General features: G+C 68.7%; 17 protein-coding genes, 1 tRNA gene and 1 pseudogene. 13 read left to right on the top strand and 6 right to left on the bottom strand.

From position 1 onward, the window contains the following. Positions 1 to 24: 24 nt before the first annotated feature. Positions 25 to 945 (bottom strand): prephenate/arogenate dehydrogenase family protein, encoded by a 921-nt coding sequence (locus tag TSB10GB4_RS20530; protein ID WP_186397252.1) that lies wholly within the window; start codon positions 943 to 945, stop codon positions 25 to 27. 59 nt (positions 946 to 1,004) lie between these two features. Beyond that, positions 1,005 to 2,126 (bottom strand): histidinol-phosphate transaminase, encoded by a 1,122-nt coding sequence (gene hisC / locus TSB10GB4_RS20535; protein ID WP_186397253.1) that lies wholly within the window; start codon positions 2,124 to 2,126, stop codon positions 1,005 to 1,007. Positions 2,127 to 2,501: 375 nt separating this feature from the next. On the opposite strand from hisC, the gene TSB10GB4_RS20540 reads away from it, so the two are divergent. Further along, positions 2,502 to 3,716, top strand: a complete 1,215-nt coding sequence (locus tag TSB10GB4_RS20540; RefSeq protein ID WP_186397254.1) for a homoserine O-acetyltransferase — start codon at positions 2,502 to 2,504, stop codon at positions 3,714 to 3,716. Beyond that, positions 3,713 to 4,399 (top strand): methionine biosynthesis protein MetW, encoded by a 687-nt coding sequence (gene metW, locus TSB10GB4_RS20545; protein ID WP_186397255.1) that lies wholly within the window; start codon positions 3,713 to 3,715, stop codon positions 4,397 to 4,399. Before TSB10GB4_RS20540 ends, metW begins: the two co-directional genes overlap by 4 nt. On the opposite strand, the gene TSB10GB4_RS20550 is transcribed toward metW, so the two are convergent. The 3 genes from TSB10GB4_RS20550 to TSB10GB4_RS20560 all read right to left on the bottom strand — a co-directional run bounded on the left by TSB10GB4_RS20550 (position 4,332) and on the right by TSB10GB4_RS20560 (position 6,357). Further along, the gene (locus TSB10GB4_RS20550) at positions 4,332 to 5,186 is read right to left on the bottom strand and encodes a methyltransferase domain-containing protein (RefSeq protein WP_186397256.1); all 855 of its coding nucleotides are present in this window, start codon (positions 5,184 to 5,186) and stop codon (positions 4,332 to 4,334) included. The two genes, metW and TSB10GB4_RS20550, sit on opposite strands and share 68 nt — an antisense overlap. 159 nt (positions 5,187 to 5,345) lie before the next feature. Next, positions 5,346 to 5,843 (bottom strand): MarR family winged helix-turn-helix transcriptional regulator, encoded by a 498-nt coding sequence (locus tag TSB10GB4_RS20555; protein ID WP_186397257.1) that lies wholly within the window; start codon positions 5,841 to 5,843, stop codon positions 5,346 to 5,348. A gap of 10 nt (positions 5,844 to 5,853) precedes the next feature. Further along, positions 5,854 to 6,357, bottom strand: coding sequence for a flavin reductase family protein (locus TSB10GB4_RS20560; RefSeq protein WP_186397258.1), 504 nt, complete (start codon positions 6,355 to 6,357; stop codon positions 5,854 to 5,856). A gap of 234 nt (positions 6,358 to 6,591) precedes the next feature. Here TSB10GB4_RS20560 and TSB10GB4_RS20565 point away from each other — a divergent pair, with 234 nt between their 5' ends. The 11 genes from TSB10GB4_RS20565 to TSB10GB4_RS20615 all read left to right on the top strand — a co-directional run bounded on the left by TSB10GB4_RS20565 (position 6,592) and on the right by TSB10GB4_RS20615 (position 18,868). Further along, the gene (locus TSB10GB4_RS20565) at positions 6,592 to 7,638 is read left to right on the top strand and encodes a peptidase M29 (RefSeq protein ID WP_186397259.1); all 1,047 of its coding nucleotides are present in this window, start codon (positions 6,592 to 6,594) and stop codon (positions 7,636 to 7,638) included. After that, a complete protein-coding gene (locus TSB10GB4_RS20570) occupies positions 7,635 to 8,441 on the top strand; it encodes an alpha/beta fold hydrolase (protein ID WP_186397260.1) in 807 nt (268 codons plus the stop codon). Before TSB10GB4_RS20565 ends, TSB10GB4_RS20570 begins: the two co-directional genes overlap by 4 nt. Next, complete coding sequence (locus TSB10GB4_RS20575) at positions 8,438 to 9,709, top strand: acyl-CoA dehydrogenase family protein (protein ID WP_186397261.1); 1,272 nt, start codon at positions 8,438 to 8,440, stop codon at positions 9,707 to 9,709. Before TSB10GB4_RS20570 ends, TSB10GB4_RS20575 begins: the two co-directional genes overlap by 4 nt. After that, the gene (locus TSB10GB4_RS20580) at positions 9,706 to 11,244 is read left to right on the top strand and encodes a class I adenylate-forming enzyme family protein (RefSeq protein ID WP_244570987.1); all 1,539 of its coding nucleotides are present in this window, start codon (positions 9,706 to 9,708) and stop codon (positions 11,242 to 11,244) included. Before TSB10GB4_RS20575 ends, TSB10GB4_RS20580 begins: the two co-directional genes overlap by 4 nt. A gap of 33 nt (positions 11,245 to 11,277) precedes the next feature. After that, complete coding sequence (locus tag TSB10GB4_RS20585; protein ID WP_186387615.1) at positions 11,278 to 12,291, top strand: TRAP transporter substrate-binding protein; 1,014 nt, start codon at positions 11,278 to 11,280, stop codon at positions 12,289 to 12,291. After that, positions 12,288 to 12,797, top strand: a complete 510-nt coding sequence (locus TSB10GB4_RS20590; protein ID WP_186387616.1) for a TRAP transporter small permease — start codon at positions 12,288 to 12,290, stop codon at positions 12,795 to 12,797. Before TSB10GB4_RS20585 ends, TSB10GB4_RS20590 begins: the two co-directional genes overlap by 4 nt. 40 nt (positions 12,798 to 12,837) lie before the next feature. Next, entirely contained in the window at positions 12,838 to 14,130 is a 1,293-nt protein-coding gene (locus tag TSB10GB4_RS20595) for a TRAP transporter large permease (protein ID WP_186397262.1), read from the top strand. A gap of 566 nt (positions 14,131 to 14,696) precedes the next feature. Next, positions 14,697 to 16,109, top strand: a complete 1,413-nt coding sequence (gene leuC, locus TSB10GB4_RS20600) for a 3-isopropylmalate dehydratase large subunit (RefSeq protein ID WP_186387619.1) — start codon at positions 14,697 to 14,699, stop codon at positions 16,107 to 16,109. Positions 16,110 to 16,359: 250 nt separating this feature from the next. Continuing rightward, positions 16,360 to 16,917 (top strand): HNH endonuclease, encoded by a 558-nt coding sequence (locus TSB10GB4_RS20605; protein WP_208984908.1) that lies wholly within the window; start codon positions 16,360 to 16,362, stop codon positions 16,915 to 16,917. A gap of 179 nt (positions 16,918 to 17,096) precedes the next feature. Beyond that, on the top strand, positions 17,097 to 18,497 hold the full coding sequence (locus TSB10GB4_RS20610) for a TadE/TadG family type IV pilus assembly protein (protein ID WP_186397263.1): 1,401 nt from the start codon (positions 17,097 to 17,099) through the stop codon (positions 18,495 to 18,497). A 295-nt stretch (positions 18,498 to 18,792) separates the two neighbouring features. Next, positions 18,793 to 18,868 (top strand) — tRNA-Thr (locus TSB10GB4_RS20615). Positions 18,869 to 18,911: 43 nt separating this feature from the next. Here TSB10GB4_RS20615 and TSB10GB4_RS20620 read toward each other — a convergent pair. Further along, positions 18,912 to 19,192, bottom strand: a pseudogene (locus TSB10GB4_RS20620) (IS481 family transposase); the annotation flags it as partial.

The following is a 19,192-nucleotide window of genomic DNA, read 5'->3' on the forward strand; positions in this document are numbered from 1 at the left end:
CCGACCGATCCGCCGAAAATCCGCTTACCGCTTGGCGTCGCGGCCGAAATTCGGCGCGTCGGTCTCCTGGCCCGCCTCGACGATCGAGCGGCGGATGCCGCGGGTGCGGGTGAACAGCTCGAATAGCGCCTCGCCGTCGCCCCAGCGCACCGCCCGCTGCAAGGCCGACAGGTCCTCGGAAAAGCGCGACAGCATTTCCAGGATCGCGTCCTTGTTGTGCAGGCAGACGTCGCGCCACATGGTCGGATCGGAGGCGGCAAGCCGCGTGAAGTCGCGGAAGCCCGAGGCGGAATACTTGATCACTTCCGACTTGGTCACCGTCTCCAGGTCGTCGGCGGTGCCGACGATGTTGTAGGCGATGATATGCGGCACATGCGAGACGATGGCCAGCACCAGGTCGTGATGCTCGGCATCCATCGTGTCGACCATCGAGCCGCAGGCCCGCCAGAAGGCGGAAAGCCGCTCCAGCGCCGCAGGGTCGGTGCCCGGCACCGGCGTCAGGATGCACCAGCGGTTGCGGAACAGCTCGGCGAACCCCGCATCCGGGCCCGAATGTTCGGTGCCGGCGATCGGATGGCCGGGGATGAAATGCACCCCGTCCGGCAGATGCGGCGCCATCTGCCGCACCACCGAGGCCTTGGTCGAGCCGACATCGGTGACGATGGCGCCGGGTGCCAGCGCCGGGGCGATCCACTTCGCCACCGCCTCGCTAGCGCCCACCGGCACGCAGAGGATGACGAGATCGGCGCCGCTCACCGCCTCGGCGGCATCGAGATGATAGCTGTCGCCGAGCCCCAGTTCCTCGGCCCGGCGCAGCGTCTGCTCCGAGCGGGTGGAAATGGCGATCTCTCCGGCCAGCCCCTCGCGCCGCGCCGCATGCGCGATCGAAGAGCCGATGAGGCCGATGCCGATCAGGGCAAGGCGGCGGAATTTCGGATCTGACATGAAAAGGCCTGACACTTGCGGCCGCCGGCGCCGGGCGCGGCGGCCATCGCCGGGACGCCTCAGCGCCCGGCGAGGAACTCCTTCAGCACCGAGACGACCTCGCGGTTGGCCTCCTCGCTGCCGATCGACATGCGCAGCGCATTCGGCAGCCCATAGGCGCCGACGGCCCGCAGCACGCATCCACGCGCGCTCAGATAGGCATCGGCCTCCGCCGCCGTGCGGCCGGGCTCCTCGGGGAAATGGATCAGCACGAAATTGCCGACGCTCGGCGTGACCGCAAGGCCCAGCGCCGCCACTTCCCGGCTCACCCAGGCGAGCCAGGTGTCGTTATGGGCGACGGCGGTTTCCAGGAAGGCGCGGTCGCGCACCGCGGCGATGCCGGCGGCCTGTGCCGCGGCGGAGACGTTGAACGGCCCGCGCACCCGGTTCAGCGCGTCGATCACATGCGCCGGGCCATAGCCCCAGCCGATGCGCAGCGCCGCAAGGCCATAGATCTTGGAGAAGGTGCGGGTCATCAGCACGTTCTCCGCCGTCGCCGCCAGTTCGACGCCGGCCTCGTAGTCGTTGCGCCGGACGTACTCCGCATAGGCCGCGTCCAGCACCAGCAGCACATGCGGCGGCAGGCCGGCATGCAGGCGGCGGATCTCGTCGAAGGGCAGGTAGGTGCCGGTCGGATTGTTCGGATTGGCGAGGAACACAACCTTGGTGCGCGGCGTCACCCGCGCCAGCAGCGCATCCACATCCGTCGTCAGGTCCCGCTCCGGCGCCACCACCGGCGTGCCGCCGGCCGCCAGCACGGCGATCTTGTAGACCAGGAAACCGTATTCGCTGTAGAGCCCCTCGTCGCCCGGGCCGATATAGGCGCGCGCCACCAGCTCCAGGATCTCGTCCGAGCCGTTGCCGCAGATCATCCGCTCCGGGTTGAGGCCGTAGACGTCGGCGATCGCCTCGCGCAGGCCCGTCGAGCCGCCGTCCGGATAGAGCTCCAGATGGCCGGCGCAGGCGCCGAAGGCCTCCACGGCGCGCGGGCTCGGGCCCAGCGGCGTCTCGTTGGAGGACAGCTTGTGGAGCTTGGCGCCCCCCGTCGACTTGGTCCGGCCGGGCACATAGGCGGCGATGTCGAGAATGCCGGGACGCGGCTCGGGACGGGACGGGGAACGGGGATCGGCGGTCGTCAGCATGGCCGAAATTCCTGACTGCGGGCTGTCTCGGCCGGCGGGCAGGCCGGCCGCTTGCAAGAACACCGGCCGGCGCCCGCTTTCGAGCAGGCGCCGGCCAGCGCATACTCATAGGCAGTGCGCCTTGCGAAAGCAAAAGAAAACATTGACCTTGTCGGGACGTGCTCCTACGTCTCGTGGTCCCGCAGGCCGGGAGCCAGGACGGGAGCCAGGACGGGGCCCGACCAGGAACCGGCCAGGAACCGACAAGGAACCGGCAAGGAGCCGGAACGGGCCTGCGGGCGCGTTGCAGCCGGCGCGCCGAAGGGTTTCGGGCCGCTGCCACGCCGCCAACGGAACGCCGCTATAGGAACGCCATCAGGAGGATGTCCGGCGCAGATGAGCAAGGACACGACCGCCGAACAGAGCCCGCCGGAGCTGCGGGCCGCGCCCGCCAGCGAGGCTGACACGCCGTCGAGCCGCGTCGAGAAGTTCGGCGGCGACAGGGCCTTGCAGCTCGATTGCGGCACCGTGCTCGATCCCTGGCAGATCGCCTACGAGACCTATGGCACGCTGAACGAGGACCGCAGCAACGCCATTCTCGTCTGCCACGCGCTGACCGGCGACCAATATGTCGCCTCGCGCAATCCGCTGACCGGCAAGCCCGGCTGGTGGTCGCTGCTCGTCGGCCCCGGCAGGCCGGTCGACACCGACCGCTTCTTCGTCATCTGCGCCAATGTGCTCGGCGGCTGCCTCGGCACCACCGGGCCGGCCTCGACAAATCCGGCGACCGGCCGGCGCTGGGGCCTCGACCTGCCGCTGGTGACGATCCGCGACATGGTTCGCGCCCAGGCGGTGCTGCTCGACCATCTCGGCATCGAGACGCTGTTTTCCGTGGTCGGCGGCTCGATGGGCGGCATGCAGGTGCTGCAATGGGCGGTGAGCTATCCCGAGCGGGTGTTCTCCGCCGTGCCGATCGCCGCCGCCGCCCGCCATTCCTCGCAGAACATCGCCTTCCACGAGGTCGGCCGCCAGGCGGTGATGGCCGATCCCAACTGGTGCGGCGGGCGCTATTTCGAGCGCGGCGTGCGCCCGTCAAAGGGGCTGGCGGTGGCGCGCATGGCCGCCCACATCACCTATCTCTCCGACCCGGCGCTGCACCGCAAGTTCGGCCGCAACCTGCAGGACCGCGAGGCGATCACCTTCGGCTTCGACGCCGATTTCCAGATCGAGAGCTACCTGCGCCACCAGGGCATGACCTTCGTCGACCGGTTCGACCCCAATTCCTATCTCTATGTCACCCGGGCGATGGACTATTTCGACCTGGCGGCGGATTTCGGCGGCTCGCTGCCGCGCGCCTTCCTGCATTCGCCGACCCGCTTCTGCGTCATGTCCTTCACCTCCGACTGGCTGTTTCCCACGGCCGAGAGCAAGGCGGTGGTCAAGGCGCTGAACGCGGCCGCCGCCAACGTCTCCTTCGTCGAGGTGGAGAGCGACCGCGGCCATGACGCCTTCCTGCTCGACGAGCCGGAAATGTTCCGCACCGTGCTCGGCTTCCTGACCGGCGCGGCGCATGCGCGCGGGATCGCCCCGCCGGCGGGAGGGTTCGCATGAGCGTGACGGCCATCAGCACACCCGAGGCGGCGGTGGACGCGCCGCCGGTTCCGACCACCGCGCCGCAGGCGGCGGGCGGCGGCGCGCGCGGCGACCATCGCCTTGTCGCCGATCTCGTCGCGCCCGGCTCGCGGGTGCTCGACATCGGCTGCGGCGAGGGCGAGCTGCTCGACCTTTTGATCCGCGAGAAACAGGTCGACGGGCGGGGCCTGGAACTGTCGCAGGCCGGCGTCAATGCCTGCGTCGCGCGCGGCCTCTCCGTCGTCCAGGGCGACGCCGACCGCGACCTTGCCGACTATCCGGACGATGCCTTCGACTTCGTCATCCTCAGCCAGACCCTGCAGGCGACCTACGCGCCGCGCCGGGTGCTGGAGGAGCTGCTGCGGATCGGCTCCAACGTCATCGTCTCCTTCCCGAATTTCGGCTTCTGGCGCAACCGGCTGCAATTGCTGCTCGGCGGCCGCATGCCGGTCACCGACTACCTGCCCTATTCCTGGTACGACACGCCGAACATCCATTTCTGCACGATCCGCGACTTCGTCGCCCTGTGCCAGGAGGCCGATGCGCGGATCGTCAAGTCGATGGCGCTGGATGCGCGCGGCCGTCCGGTCGGCTTCACCGCGCCCTGGTGGGTCTGGAACCTGATCGGCGAACAGGCGCTGTTCCTGCTGAAACGCTCCTGAAGTCGGACTGCCTCAGGCCGGACTTGCTGAACCCGGAGCCGGCGCGCCCATTCATGCCGGGCGCGGCGCCCTCCGGTACGAAGACCGGGCGCAGCGCCTTCAGCAGCCGCGTCTCGCCGCCGGCCGGCGCGCCGCGGAACAACTGCTTCTCCGCCTCGATCACCAAGAGCCCGGCAAAGGCCGGCCACAGCCGGCGGCCGATCCGGTCCCAGGCCGGCGCGCTGCGCAGCACCAGCCGCGAGCGGGTCGGCGGCAGGCACAGCGCCTCGTCGCTTCCCGACGGGCGGAACTGGCAGGCGCGCAGCAGCCCCTCGATCTGCCCCCGCGAGAACGGCCGGCCGTAGCCGAACGGGGATATCTCCGAGCGCGCCCACAATCCCCGCCGGTTGGCGACGACGACGATCATCCGCCCGCCCGGCACCAGCACCCGCCAGATCTCGCGCAAGAGCGCTTCCGCATCCCCGCAATGATCGAGGCAGTGGACGACCAGCGCATTGTCGAAGACGTGATCGGGGAACGGCAGCTCGGTCTCGTCGACCAGCACCGACGAGTTGCGCCCGCCGCGCGGCCAGGCGACCACGCCCTGCGCCGCCGGCATCGCGGCGATGCAGCGCTCCGCCTCCTCCAGATAGGGCCGCATGTAGGGCGCGGCGTAGCCGACCCCGAGCAGCGCCCGCCCTGTCAGGTCGGGCCAGCGGGCGCGGATCCGCGCGCCGACCAGCACCCGCATCATCCGCCCGAGCGGCAGGTCGTAGAAGGTACGCTGGTGCTGGACGTCGAGATACATGCTGACCCGCCTGCGGCAGACCCCGGCGGGGCGTGCGGGCCGATTGAACCCGTTGCGGCGTTTGGATGCAACAGCGCAACTTTTCGGGATTTCGAGACGGAATTTTGCAAAATCCGTCTCAATTTTTCTCAATATTTGTAACACACTGAAATTAAATAGCTATTCATCCGGGGTCGCATCGGCGTCGATGGGCGGAGCACCCGCTCCCGCCCGCTCGATCAGCCGCAGCAGGGCGCGGCGCAGCGTCTCGATTTCCCCCTTTCCGATCGCCTCGACCAGCCGCGCCTGATGCGCCCTTGCGGCGAGGATAAGCTCGTCGACATGCGCCTCGCCCGCCGGCGTCAGCCGCACCCGCACCCGGCGCCGGTCCTCGGCGTCCTCGTGGCGGTCGACCAGCCCCTTGCCGACCAGCTTGTCGACGGTCTTGGAGATCGCCGGCTGCTTGGCGAGGCAGCTTTTCGCCAGATCGCCGACGGTCAGCCCCTCGTCCGCCCCCTTCAGCGAGGCGAGGATGCGCCACACCACGACCGGCACGCCGCGCGCCCGCACTTCCTCATGGAATTCGGCGCTGGCGACGCTCGACGCCCGTGCCAGCAGGTAGAGCAGATAGCCGTCGACGAAGCGCCCGGACGGGCCGTCTGCCGCGATGTCGGTCATTGCACGCCTCTCATTCGGGCAGGACAGCCGAGGGATCGGCATAGCTCGCGGTCGCGTAGCGTCCGGAATGATAGATCAGCGGCGCGCGGTCAGCATGGTCGAAGGCCTCGACCTGGCCGAGGAAAACCAGGTGGTCGCCGCCCTCCACCCGGGTCTCGTTGCGGCACTCGAACACCGCGGTTACCCCCGCCAGCACCGGCACGCCGCAGGCCCCCGGCCGCCACGAAACCCCGGCGAAACGGTCCTCCACCGGCCGCGCGAACCGCTCGGACAGCGCCCGCTGATCGGCGGCGAGAATGTTCACCGCATAGTGCCGGGACCGCTGGAAAACGGCGAGATTCTGGGATTTTCGCGCCAGGCTCCACAGCACCATCGGCGGATCGAGCGAGACCGAGTTGAAGGAATTCGCCGTCAGCCCGACCGGCCGGCCGGCTTCGTCCAGCGTGGTGACGATGGTGACGCCGGTGACGAACCGCCCGAGGGCGCTGCGGAAGCTGCGGTGGTCGCTGATCATGGCCTGTCCTCGCGCCGTCGGGGCTTCGGGCTGCCGTTGCCGGCCGGCAACAACTTCATGCTCAAAATTATTCCTTTTCATACAATAATGAAATTGCTAGGCTCCTCCAAGTTCTTTTCGCTTGCTGCGGAAAATGCCCCGTCGGCGCAACAAAGCGCCGATTGGCACGGGTCGGGCCGTGCCGGGCCCGACCAGCGCACAGCGATTGGCAGGACGGATCGGGAGGAGGATCTGATGCTCGCCGACAGGATCGAGGGAAAGTGGATCGACGCCTTCGCGGCCGTCTTCTCCTTGTGCAAGGTGGCGCCGGGGGAGAGTGTCGCGATCCTCTCCGAAACCCAATCGCGCGCCCTCAATGTCCACATCGCGGAACTCGCCTTGCAGCGCCTCGGCGCCCGCCCCTTCCATGTGGTCGTGCCGACGCCGCCGCAGGCTGCGCCGGTGCCGGTGCGCTCGACCGGCGCCTCCGCAGCGCTCACCGGACAGGACGCGGCGATTGCCGCCCTTGCCGCCAGCGGCCTCGTCGTCGACCTGACGGTCGAGGGCCTGCTGCATGCGCCCGAACTGCCGCGCGTCATTGCTGGCGGCGCCCGTATGTTGATGATTTCAAACGAACATCCGGACGCGCTGGAGCGCCTGCTGCCGCAGCCGCGCGACAAGGACCGGGTGCGCGAGGCGGTCGCCCGCATCCGCGCGGCGCGCGAGATGACCGTCACGTCGGCCGCCGGCACCGATCTCAAGGTCGCCATGACCGGCGCCTCGACCGTCGGCGTCTGGGGCTGGTGCGACCGGCCGGGCTCCGTCGCCCACTGGCCCGCCGGCCTCGTCGTCAGCTTCCCCGCCGCCCACAGCGTCAACGGCACCTTGGTGCTGGATGCCGGCGACATCAACCTGACCTTCAAGCGCTATCTCGAGCGCCCCGTCCGCCTCACCATCGTCGACGATTATGTGACCCAGATCGAGGGCGAGGGCACCGATGCCGAGCTGACCCGCCGCTATCTTGCCGCCTGGGGCGAGCGCGAGGCCTATGCGGTCGCCCATGTCGGCTTCGGCATGAATGCCGGCGCCCGCTACGAGGCGCTGGCCATGTACGACCAGCGCGAGACCAACGGCACGGAAGTGCGCGCCTATTCGGGCAATTTCCTGTTCTCGACAGGCGCCAACGAGTTCGCCGGCCGCTTCACCAAGGGCCATTTCGACATCCCGGTGCGCGGCTGCACCATCGCCCTCGACGGCAACCCGGTGGTGGTGGACGGCGAGTTGATTGAGGCGCTGCGATGAGCCGCCCCGACCACATCCGCAGGACCGGGGGCGAGCGCGCCGTCGTGCTGCTGCATGGCATCGGCGCGGGCGCGGAGATGTTCGCGCCGCAGATCGAGGGGCTTGGCCGCGATCACGACGCCATCGGCTGGAACCTGCCCGGCTACGGCGGCACTGCGCTCTTGTCGCCGATGACCTTCCCGGCCCTGTCTGAGGCCCTGCTCGCCTTTCTCGACCGGCTGGGACTCGACCAGGTCGACCTGCTCGGCCATTCCATCGGCGGCATGCTGGCGCAGGACTTCGTCGCCCGCCATCCGAGCCGCGTGCGCACCCTGGTTCTGTCCGCCACCACCGCCGCCTTCGGCAGCCGCGACGGCGAGTTCCAGAAGCGCTTCGTCGCCGAGCGGCTGGCCCCGCTCGATGCCGGCCGCACGATCCCCGAGCTTGCCCGCGAATTCGTGCCGGACCTCGTCGGCCCGGCCGCCGACCCCGCTGCCGTGCCCGCCGCGACCAACGCCATGAGCCGGGTGCCCGAGGCGACCTATCGCGAGGCGATCCGCTGCCTTGCCACCTTCGATGCGCGCGCCACGCTGGCCGACATCGCCGTGCCCGTGCTGCTCGTCGCCGGCGAGGTCGACCGCAACGCGCCCGCCCCGACCATGCGGCGGATGGGCGAGAAGCTGCGCGATGCCCGCTACATGGAGCTGCCCGGCACCGGTCATCTGGCGCCGCTGGAATGCCCGCAGGCCTTCGAGGCGGCGCTGCGCGATTTCCTGAAAACGACCACCGGCGCAACGACGCCGCAAGAGGGAACAGGCCGATGACCGTCGCCGATCTCGAGACGCTCGACATGGACAAGCCGATCTTCGATCCCAAGGCCTTCCGCCTGACCGAGCAGGAGGAGGAGCTGACCGCCCTTGCCCGCCGGGTGGCCAAGTCCCGCTTCGCCCCGCGTGCAGAAGCCGTCGACCGCGACGCGGTGTTCCCGACGCAGAACTACCGCGACATGCACGAGGCCGGCCTGCTCGGCATCTGCGTGCCGAAGGAGGACGGCGGCCACGGCGCGCCGTTCCGCGCCTATATGATGACGGCGGCCGAGATCGGCCGCTATTGCGGCGCGACGGCGCTGACCTGGAACATGCATGTCTGCTCCTGCCTGTGGACCGGCGCGCTGACCGACGACCTGGAAATCGAGGCCGGCGAGCGCGAATTGCATCGCCAGCGCCGTGCCGTCCACTATAGGCGCATCCTGGAAGGCGGGGCTATCTACTCGCAGCCCTTCTCGGAAGGCGGCGCGGCCGCGGCCGGCGCCGTGCCCTTTTCCACCTCCGCCCGCAAGGTCGACGGCGGCTGGATCATCAACGGCAAGAAGATCTTCGCCTCCCTGTCCGGCCATGCCGACTATTACGGTATCCTCTGCGGCGAGATGAAGGAGGGCGAGCGGCCCTCGCGCCGCGACACGATGTATATCGCCGTTCCGGCAACCGCCGAGGGCGTCGAGGTGGTCGGCCCCTGGGACCCGCTCGGCATGCGCGGCACCGTCTCGCGCACCCTGCTGTTCAAGGACGTCTTCGTCTCCGAGGACGAGGCCTTGATGCCGCGCGGCGTCTACTACCAGGCCGCCAGCCGCTGGCCGCACATGTTCATGACCCTGTCGCCGACCTATATGGGCATCGCCCAGGCGGCCTTCGACTTCACTGTGAAATACCTGCGCGGCGAGTGGCCCGGCCTGCCGCCGGTCAAGCGGCGCATGTTCCCGACCAAGCAGATGGGCGTCGCCCAGATGCACCTGATGCTGGAGCAGACCAAGGCGCTGTGGTTCCAGGCGATCACCGAGGCCGGCCCCGATCCCTCGCGCGAGCAGATGCTGCGCGCCTGGGCCGCCCATTACACGGTGATGGAGAACGCCAACGAGATCTGCCAGCTCGCCATCCGCACCTGCGGCGGCCAGTCGATGCTGAAGGAACTGCCGCTGGAGCGGCTGTATCGCGACAGCCGCTGCGGCGCCCTGATGCTGCCCTGGACCGCCGAGATCTGCCTCGACCGGATCGGCCGCGAAAGCCTCTACCTGCCGGGAGAAACCGACGAGTGACGTCGATCGACCACTGGATCGAGGCGCATGCGCGCTTCACCCCGGACAAGACGGCGCTGGTCTTCGGCGACGAGCGGATCGACTACGCCGCACTCGCCGCCCGCATCGGCCGGCTGGCCGGCGCGCTGGCCGTCCGCCACGGCATCACGCGCGGCGAGCGGATCGCCTATCTCGGCACCAATTCGCCGGACCAGCTTCTGCTGACCTTCGCCGCCGCCCGGCTCGGCGCCATCGTCGTGCCGCTGAACTGGCGCCTGGCTCCGCCGGAACTCGCCCATGCGGTGGCCGACAGCGGCGCCAGGCTCTTGGTGCACCAGCCGGATTTCGCCGCAACCCTTGCCGCGATGGCTACCATCGCCCCGCTTCCCGAGGCACTCCTCGCCGACCCGGCCACGGGCGGGCTCGCCCGCCTGACGGCGGAGGTCGCGCCGCTCGCCCATGGCGAGGGCGACGGCAGCGCGCAGGATCCCCTTCTCATCGTCTACACCTCCGGCACGACCGGTCGGCCAAAGGGCGCGGTGCTGACCCAAGCCGCCGTCGAGGCCAATGCGCTGAATGCCCTGCACATGCAGGAGATCGCCGCCACCGACACGGTGCTGACGGTGCTGCCGATGTTCCATGTCGGCGGGCTCAACATCCAGACGACGCCGGCCCTCTATGCCGGTGCGACGGTGATCCTGCACGACCGCTTCCACCCCGGCGCGACGCTCGCCGCGATCCGCGACCAGCGTCCCGACCTCACCGTCCTGGTGCCGGCGATGCTGGCCGCGCTGATCGCCCATCCCGGCTGGGAGACTGCGGACCTGTCCTCGCTGCGGCTGGTGGCGACCGGTTCCTCCGACGTGCCGCACGCCCTGATGCGCGCCTTCGTCGAGCGCGGCGTGCCGGTGTTGCAGGTCTATGGCGCAACCGAGACCGGGCCGGTGGCGATCTACCAGCGGCGTGGCGATCCGGCGGCCGAATTCGGCGCCATCGGCCGCCCCGGCCTGCACACCAGGGCCCGCATCCGCCTCGGCGAGCGCAATGCCGGTCCCGGCGAGATCGGCGAGATCGAGCTGAAGGGCGGCAACATCACGCAAGGCTACTGGAACAACGCAGCGGCGACCGCCGACACGTTCCGGGGTGGCTGGTTCCGCACCGGCGACCTTGCCCTTTGCGACGAGGCGGGCGTCTTCTGGTTCAAGGACCGGCTGAAGAACGTCATCATCTCCGGCGGCGAGAACATCTACCCGGCCGAACTGGAACGGGTGCTCAGTGAGATCGAGGGTCTGAAGGAAGCCGCCGTGGTCGGTGTCGCCGATCCGCGCTGGGGCGAAAGCCCGGTCGCCGTGGTGGTCGCCGAGCCGGACGAAGAGCTCACCGCGGAGGCGGTGCTGGCAGGCTTCGACGGGCGTCTGGCGCGCTACAAGCACCCGAAATCCGTCGTTTTCGCGCAGGAATTGCCGCGCAATGCGCTCGGCAAGATCCAACTGGAAAGGGTCAGGAAAATAGCCGAGGATGCGCTCAAAGCATCCGGCAAGAAGCAAAGCGCCTGACCGGATTGCAAGAACCAGACAGAGGGGACTGAAATGCGGAAATTCATCGGGATGCTGACCGCGGTCGCGGCGCTTGGCCTCGCCACTGCCGCCTCCGCCGAGACCACCTTGCGCGTGTCCAACTGGCTGCCGCCCTCCCACCCCATCGTCAAGGACATCCTGGCGCCCTGGGGCGACGAGGTCGCCAAGGCGACCGAGGGGCGCGTCAAGGTCGAGATCATGGCCGCGCCGATCGGCAAGCCGCCGGCACAGTTCGACCTGGTCCGCTCCGGCGCCGCCGACATCGGCTACGGCGTCCACGGCTACACGCCCGGCCGCTTCAAGCTGACGCCGCTGGTCGAGGGACCGTTCCTGTCCGACAGCGCCGAGGCGCTGTCCGTCGCCTACTGGAAGGTGCAGGAGGCGATGCTGTCGAAGGCCGACGAGCACGAGGGCGTCAAGCTGCTCACCGTCTTCACCCATGGTCCGGGCGGCATCTACACCACCGCCAAGCCGGTCGCTTCGGTCGACGACCTTGCGGGCCTGAAGATGCGCATCGGCGGCGGCATCGTCGCCGAGATCGCCTCGCGGCTCGGCATGGTCGGCGTGCAGGCGCCCTCGCCGCAGGTCTACGAGATCCTCGCCAACGGCGTTGCCGACGGCATCCTGTTCCCGCCGGAGTCCGTGCCCTTCTTCCGCATCGACGAGGTGATCCGCCATGGCGTCTCGGTGCCCGGCGGCCTCTACAACACCTCCTTCTTCGTGGTGATGAACCGCAGCGCCTGGGACAAGCTCTCGGACGAGGACAAGGCCGCCATCGACGGCATCTCGGGCGAGGCCATGGCCCGCATGGCCGGCCAGGCCTGGGACGCGGCGGACGCGGCCGGCGTCAAGGTGATGGAGGAAAAGGGCGTCGCCCAGACCACCGCCGACGAGACGATGACCGCCGCCATCGCCGACAAGCTCGCCGGTGTCGAGAAGGGCTTCCTCGACGCGGCCGCCGCCGTCGGCATCGATGGCCAGGCCGCCATCGACATGCTCAAGGCCGAGATCGCCGCAGCGAAATGACCGGCGAGCCCCGCGACGGCGCGACCGGCGGGGGCGCAAGCCCCTTCCGGCCGCTCGCCGCGGCGACGCGCCTCCTCCAGCTCGTCGCCGCGCTGCTGCTGCTGGTGATGATGGCGGTGACCTTCGTCGACGTCATCGGCCGCTATGTCTTCAACCGGCCGCTGCCCGGCGCCTTCGAGCTGACCGAGGTGCTGCTGGCGCTCGTCGTCTTCGTCGGCCTGCCGATCGTCACCGCGCGGCGCGAGCATGTCACCGTCGATCTTCTCACCGGCCGGCTACCGGGCGCGGCGCGGCGCTCTCTGGCGCGGCTGTCGCTCGCCGTCACCGCCGCCGTGCTGGCGCTGCTGACCTGGCGGCTCGCCCTGCTCGGGCGCGACTACACCTCCTATGGCGATGCCACGGTCTATCTCGGCATTCCGCTGGGACCCGTCGCCCTCGTCATGGCGGTCCTGACCGGCGTCTCCGCGCTCGTCGCCGCCATGCTGATCCTGCGCCGGCAGCCCTGAACGGCCGCCTCGTCCACCTCCCGAGGGACCTCGCAAGACCATGGAAACCTGGCTTCCCGGCCTCGTCATTCTCGTTGTCGTGATGTTCGCAGGCGTGCCGATCGCCGTCGCGATGGCCGCCGTCGGCGGTCTCGGCCTGACGATGATCCTCGGCTTCGCCCCGGCCATGGCGATGGTCGGGCAGACCACCTTCGACACCGGCCTGTCCTATCCGCTGTCGGTGGTGCCGCTCTTCGTGCTGATGGGCAATCTGGTCACCCGCGCCGGGCTCTCCGACGAACTCTACGCCGCCTGCCACGCCTGGCTCGGCCATCGCCGCGGCGGCCTTGCCATGGCCACCGCCGTCGCCTGCGGCGGGTTCTCCGCCGTCTGCGGCTCCTCGCTCGCCACCGCCGCGACCATGGGCAAGGTCGCCCTGCCGCAGATGCGCCGCTACAAATACGACGACGGGCTGGCGAGCGGCGTCATCGCCGCCGGCGGCACGCTCGGCATCCTGATCCCGCCCTCCGTGATCCTGGTGCTCTACGGCGTCACCGCCCAGCAGGACATCGCCAAACTGTTCATCGCCGGCATCATTCCCGGCATTCTCGGCGTCCTCGGCTATATGGCCGCCGTCCGCGCGGTGTGCTGGTTCCGCCCGGAAGCCGGCCCGCCGGCCGAACGCCTGCCCTATCGCGAGCGCTTCCGCGCGCTCTCCGGCGTCGCCGGCATCTCCGCCCTGTTCGCCTTCGTCATCGGCGGCATCTATGCCGGCGTCTTCACCGCCACCGAGGCCGCCGGCATCGGCGCCAGCGGCGCCTTCCTCATTGCCCTCGCCCGCCGACGGCTGACCGTCGCGACGCTTCTGGAAACGCTGGCCGACACCGCCGCCACCACGACGATGATGTTCATGGTGCTGATCGGCGCGCTGATCTTCTCCAATTTCGTCAATATCGCCGGTCTGCCGGCGGCCCTGTCGGGCCTTGCGACCGCGTCCGACCTGCCGCCCTGGGGCATCCTGCTCGCCGTCCTCGGCGTCTATCTCTGCCTCGGCATGGTGCTGGAGAGCCTCTCGATGGTGCTGCTCACCGTGCCGATCTTCGCGCCGATGATGGCCGCGCTCGGCTACGACCTGATCTGGTTCGGCATCGTCGTCGTCGTGGTCACCGAGATCAGCCTGATCACCCCGCCGGTCGGCCTCAACGTCTTCGTGCTGAAGACGGTGCTGCCGGACGTGCCGCTCGGGCGGATCTTCCGCGGCATCATTCCCTTCATCCTCGTCGACATCGTCCGACTGGCGCTGATCGTCGCCGTGCCCTCGCTGGTGCTGCTGCTGCCGGGCTTGATGCGCTGATGTCCGTCGCGCGCTCCTCCCGGGCGGGCCGCGCAGGCAACTGCGGCCTTGACCCGGCAAGGCAATCGGCGCAAATGAAAGGGAACGGGCATCACATCGGCAGGCGCGGTCTCCAGGGGCCGGACGCCGCCGTCGGACGTGGCCCGTTGTCGATCGACATGCCGGCCGCCCGCCGAGGCGGCGAGGGACCGGCAGCGTCGGAAGCTGGAGCCGCTGGAGACCATGCCGGTCGCACCGTGTGACAGGACGCCCGCGCCGCCGCGCGGCAGGACATCGCAGCCCGCCGGCCTCGCCCGGGTCGCGCAGGCCTGCACGCGTCCGCGCCCGGCCCGCACCCGCCGCTGGCAACGCATCGAGATCGGCGACCGCCGCCGCCTGCCGGCGCGGTTCCACGCGCTTTTCGCCTCGCCCAGTGATCCCGGCCTTACCGCCGGCCTTTCGCCTGACAGCGCCGCTGCCGGGTAAAGGCCGAAACGTTTCCCCAAGACCGCATTCCGCCGCCACGAGCGGCACCCGGCCGGAGGCCTTAAAGGCCCGCGCCGGACCCGATATCCCAGGAGAGACAGATGAACGCTCCGCGCACGCTCTATGACAAGATCTGGGACGACCACGTCGTCGAGACCCAGGAAGACGGCACCGCCCTGCTCTATATCGACCGCCATCTGGTGCATGAGGTGACCAGCCCGCAGGCCTTCGAGGGTCTGCGCATGACCGGCCGCAAGGTGCGCCAGCCGCAGCGGACGCTGGCCGTGGTCGACCACAACGTGCCGACCACCGACCGCAGCCACGGCATCGACGATCCCGAATCCGCGCTGCAGGTCGACACCTTGGCGAAGAACGCCGCCGAGTTCGGCGTCGAGTATTACAGCGAGACGGACCTGCGCCAGGGCATCGTCCACATCGTCGGTCCCGAGCAGGGCTTCACCCTGCCGGGCATGACAATCGTCTGCGGCGACAGTCACACCTCGACCCATGGCGCCTTCGGCGCGCTCGCCCATGGCATCGGCACGTCCGAGGTCGAGCATGTGCTCGCCACCCAGACGCTGATCCAGAAGAAGGCCAAGAACATGCGGGTGACCGTCGACGGCACCCTGCCGGACGGCGTCACCGCCAAGGACATCATCCTGGCGATCATCGGCGAGATCGGCACGGCCGGCGGCACCGGCCATGTCATCGAATATGCCGGCGAGGCGATCCGCGCGCTGTCGATGGAAGGCCGCATGACGGTCTGCAACATGTCGATCGAAGGCGGCGCCCGTGCCGGCCTGATCGCCGCCGACCAGAAGACCTTCGACTATATCAAGGGCCGTCCGAAGGCGCCGCAGGGCGCGGATTGGGAGAAGGCTGTCGCCTACTGGCAGAAGCTGTTCACCGACGAGGGCGCCCATTTCGACGCCGAGATCCGCCTCGACGCCGCCAACCTGCCGCCGATCGTCACCTGGGGCTCCAGCCCCGAGGACGTGGTCTCGGTGACCGGCCGGGTGCCGGATCCGGAGGCGATCGAGGACGAGAACCGCCGCGCCTCCAAGCGCCGTGCGCTGCAATATATGGGCCTGACCGCCGGCACCCCGATCACCGACATCGCCGTCGACCGGGTGTTCATCGGTTCCTGCACCAACGGCCGCATCGAGGACCTGCGAGCGGCGGCCTCCGTCATCCGCGGCCACAAGGTGCGCGAGAGCGTCAATGCCATGGTGGTGCCAGGCTCCGGCCTGGTGAAGGCGCAGGCGGAGGCGGAAGGCCTCGACAAGGTGTTCCGCGAGGCCGGCTTCGACTGGCGCGAGCCGGGCTGCTCCATGTGCCTGGCCATGAACGCCGACAAGCTGGCGCCGGGCGAGCGCTGCGCCTCCACCTCGAACCGCAATTTCGAGGGCCGCCAGGGCTTCAAGGGCCGCACCCATCTGGTGTCGCCGACCATGGCGGCGGCGGCCGCGATCGCCGGCCATTTCGTCGACATCCGCGAGTGGCCGCACGGCTGACGCCCGCCGCAAGACCACAGGAACAGCAAAGCGCGGGCCGCAAGGACCCGCGCTTTTTCCGCTGTGCCGCGCCCGATCGCTTCTCCTGCGACGCTGCGTCGCCAGGGTGAAGCCATGCGCGTTGCCGGGCTTCACAAGACTGTCACTGTCGCTCTACACTATCGCCGCGTTCGGTCGTCCGGCCCGAAAGCGAATCGCGGTTGCGATGCGCCTTCGCGAGGTCGGCGAAGCAGGCATGAGGAGCGAAGGTGTGACACTCGCCGTCTCTCCAGGTGCTCATCCGGCCCTGGTGCTCAATGCTGACTATCGCCCGCTTGCGTATTACCCGCTGTCGCTGTGGGCGTGGCAGGATGCGGTGAAGGCCGTCTTCCTGGACCGGGTCAATATCGTCTCCGAATATGACATCACGGTCCGAAGTCCGAGCAGCGAGTTCCGACTTCCCAGCGTCGTCTCGCTGAAAAGCTACGTCAAACCGAGCCGACATCCCGCCTTCACCCGCTTCAACGTCTTCCTGCGCGACCGGTTCCAGTGCCAGTATTGCGGCTCCCGCGAGGAACTGACCTTCGACCACCTCGTCCCACGCTCGAGAGGCGGGCAGACCACCTGGGACAACGTGATCACGGCCTGCTCGCCCTGCAATCTCCGCAAAGCCAACAAGTCCTGCGCCGACATCGGCATGTGGCCGATGCACATGCCCTTCCCCCCGACCGTCCAGGACCTGCACAACAACGGTCGCCTGTTCCCGCCGAACTACCTGCACGAAAGCTGGCTCGACTTCCTCTACTGGGACACCGAGCTCGAACCCTGACCGTCCGCCTGCCCTCCCGGTCCTGCCGCTGCGTCGCTGGTTTCATGCCTTAACGCTTCGTCAACCGATCCGCCGAAACCCCCGACTTTCGGCACCCGGTTTAACCAACCGGTCGTTCCTTCGTGCCAGTGTCCCGCCAGCAATGCCGTGTCGTCGTACCGGCGCGGGAGTGGGTAAAGATGGCAAGTTGCAACTCGGACGGAAAACTTCCGGCGCTCAGACGCCAGGCGCACCGCTTCGGCAGGGATCGCAACGGCGCGATCCTGCCGCTCTTCGCCATTCTGGCGATCTTCATCATCGTCGCCGGCGGCGCCGGGCTCGACTTTGCACGGGCCATCAACCAGCGCCAGGCCATCGCCCGCGGTCTCGATGCCGCGATGCTGGCGGTCGCCCGCGAACTGTCCGTGCGCAACATGACGGAAAGCGAGATCAAGGCCTATCTCGACGCCAACTACCAGGCCTATTTCGGCGCCAACATCAAGGGCTCCAGCGGCGGCGGCGAGATCATCATCGACGAGCCGAAGATCAACACCGAGACACGGGTGATCGAGGTCTCGGCCCGCTCCAGCGTGCCGACCTATTTCATCCATCTTGCCGGCTTCGGGCCGGATGCGCTGAATGTCAGCGTCAGCGCCGAGGCGGTCTATCCGAAGAGCGTCGAGGCGACGCTGGTGCTCGACGTCACCGGCTCCATGGCCGGCAGCCGCATCGTCGCTCTGCGCAACGCAGCGGCGAATTTCATCAACACGCTGGTCCCGCCGGACACGGTCGCGACCAACGAGAAGGTCCGCATCGCCGTGGTGCCCTATGCCAGCGGCGTCAATATCGGCTCCACGCGGGCGAACCTCGCCACCAAGGGGGCGAATGCCAGCCGCACCTCCTATCCCGGCTGCGTCTCCGAGCGCACGGGCGCCCAGGCCTATACGGACGCGAGCTACACCATCGCCGCCATTGGGCCGGGCGCTCAGCAGGCCAGCAGCGGAAGGGGCTACTACTACGACGGCCGCAGCATAAACAACCACGCCGGCTTCGTCTGTCCGAAGGCCGAACTGGTTCCCTTGACCCTCGATCCCGGCTCCTCCTCCAAGTCCGGCACGCCGCTGCACACGATCGCCAATCTTGCGGCCAGCGGCAACACAGCCGGACAGACCGGCGTCGCCTGGGGCTGGTACACCCTGTCGGAGAAATGGGCGGGTCTTTGGCCTTCGGCCAGCAAGCCGGCCCCCTATTCCGACGAGCGCGTGCTGAAATACATGCTGCTGATGACGGACGGCGACTTCAACACCTGGTTCGACGGGCCGATGACGGTGTCCAGGACCACCTATGACTGGATCGCCCGGCTCGATCAGGCGACAACCTCCACCAATCGCGCGCTCGCCCTGTGCGACGCCGTCAAGAAGTCCGGCATCAGGGTCATTACCGTCGGCTTCCAGATCGGCAGCAATGCCCAGGCCAAGAAGGTCATGAGCCAGTGCGCGTCCTCGCCCGGCGACTACTACCTCGCCGAAAACGACGCTGAACTGAACAGCCGTTTCCAGGCCATCGCCAACCAGATCAAGTCGACCTACCTGTCGCGCTGAGGCGCGCGAAACGCCCAGCCGCAGGCGCCGGCCCGAAGCGGGGACGGCGGGCGCAAAGCCTCTTGCGCGCCGCCCGCTTGTCCGCTATCACACGGCCACCTTGACGGACCGGTCGTCCGGCATCGCCTTTCCCGTGGCAGCGTCCTGTCGGAACAGACAGGGTTCCGGCCATCGGGGCCTTCACACAGGCAGGCACGGCCAACCGGATCGGCAAGCAACCGGATCGGCTCCGCGCCGCCGGGACCGCGGCTTGGTGCCGCGTCATATACGGGGCGCTCCCGCCCCGGTCTGGTACGCCGCTGTAGCTCAGTTGGTAGAGCACGTCATTCGTAATGATGGGGTCGGGGGTTCGAGTCCCTTCAGCGGCACCACTTCCCGCGTGTACGGCCCGGAGACATGGGTAACGGTTTGTACCTAAGACATGGGTGACACCCTCGTGCCGAACGGGTTGTCGATGGTCTGCAGGGTCCTCTGTTCCAGGTCGATATATCCCAGATCGTAGTGCATGAAGCTGACGAGCCAAATGCCGTCGTCGACTTCGGTGATTCCGAGCCTCTGGCCGGCAAGCACGGTCGAGACGTTGATCTTCTTCCTCGCCATGCAGATGCGGCCGCAGGCGGTGACGAGGATGTCCCTGTCGTGGAAGGGGTATTCCACCTCCGGCAGGCCCTCATAGGCTTTTGAGGACGGGGCGT

Source organism: Stappia sp. TSB10GB4 (genome assembly GCF_900185745.1).
GTDB lineage: Bacteria > Pseudomonadota > Alphaproteobacteria > Rhizobiales > Stappiaceae > Stappia.

Excerpts from the sequence above, each read along its gene's own strand:
- TSB10GB4_RS20530 (WP_186397252.1), bottom strand. The coding sequence starts at position 945 with ATGTCAGATCCGAAATTCCGCCGCCTTGCCCTGATCGGCATCGGCCTC.
- hisC (WP_186397253.1), bottom strand. The coding sequence starts at position 2,126 with ATGCTGACGACCGCCGATCCCCGTTCCCCGTCCCGTCCCGAGCCGCGT.
- TSB10GB4_RS20540 (WP_186397254.1), top strand. The coding sequence starts at position 2,502 with ATGAGCAAGGACACGACCGCCGAACAGAGCCCGCCGGAGCTGCGGGCC.
- metW (WP_186397255.1), top strand. The coding sequence starts at position 3,713 with ATGAGCGTGACGGCCATCAGCACACCCGAGGCGGCGGTGGACGCGCCG.
- TSB10GB4_RS20550 (WP_186397256.1), bottom strand. The coding sequence starts at position 5,186 with ATGTATCTCGACGTCCAGCACCAGCGTACCTTCTACGACCTGCCGCTC.
- TSB10GB4_RS20555 (WP_186397257.1), bottom strand. The coding sequence starts at position 5,843 with ATGACCGACATCGCGGCAGACGGCCCGTCCGGGCGCTTCGTCGACGGC.
- TSB10GB4_RS20560 (WP_186397258.1), bottom strand. The coding sequence starts at position 6,357 with ATGATCAGCGACCACCGCAGCTTCCGCAGCGCCCTCGGGCGGTTCGTC.
- TSB10GB4_RS20565 (WP_186397259.1), top strand. The coding sequence starts at position 6,592 with ATGCTCGCCGACAGGATCGAGGGAAAGTGGATCGACGCCTTCGCGGCC.
- TSB10GB4_RS20570 (WP_186397260.1), top strand. The coding sequence starts at position 7,635 with ATGAGCCGCCCCGACCACATCCGCAGGACCGGGGGCGAGCGCGCCGTC.
- TSB10GB4_RS20575 (WP_186397261.1), top strand. The coding sequence starts at position 8,438 with ATGACCGTCGCCGATCTCGAGACGCTCGACATGGACAAGCCGATCTTC.
- TSB10GB4_RS20585 (WP_186387615.1), top strand. The coding sequence starts at position 11,278 with ATGCGGAAATTCATCGGGATGCTGACCGCGGTCGCGGCGCTTGGCCTC.
- TSB10GB4_RS20590 (WP_186387616.1), top strand. The coding sequence starts at position 12,288 with ATGACCGGCGAGCCCCGCGACGGCGCGACCGGCGGGGGCGCAAGCCCC.
- TSB10GB4_RS20595 (WP_186397262.1), top strand. The coding sequence starts at position 12,838 with ATGGAAACCTGGCTTCCCGGCCTCGTCATTCTCGTTGTCGTGATGTTC.
- leuC (WP_186387619.1), top strand. The coding sequence starts at position 14,697 with ATGAACGCTCCGCGCACGCTCTATGACAAGATCTGGGACGACCACGTC.
- TSB10GB4_RS20610 (WP_186397263.1), top strand. The coding sequence starts at position 17,097 with ATGGCAAGTTGCAACTCGGACGGAAAACTTCCGGCGCTCAGACGCCAG.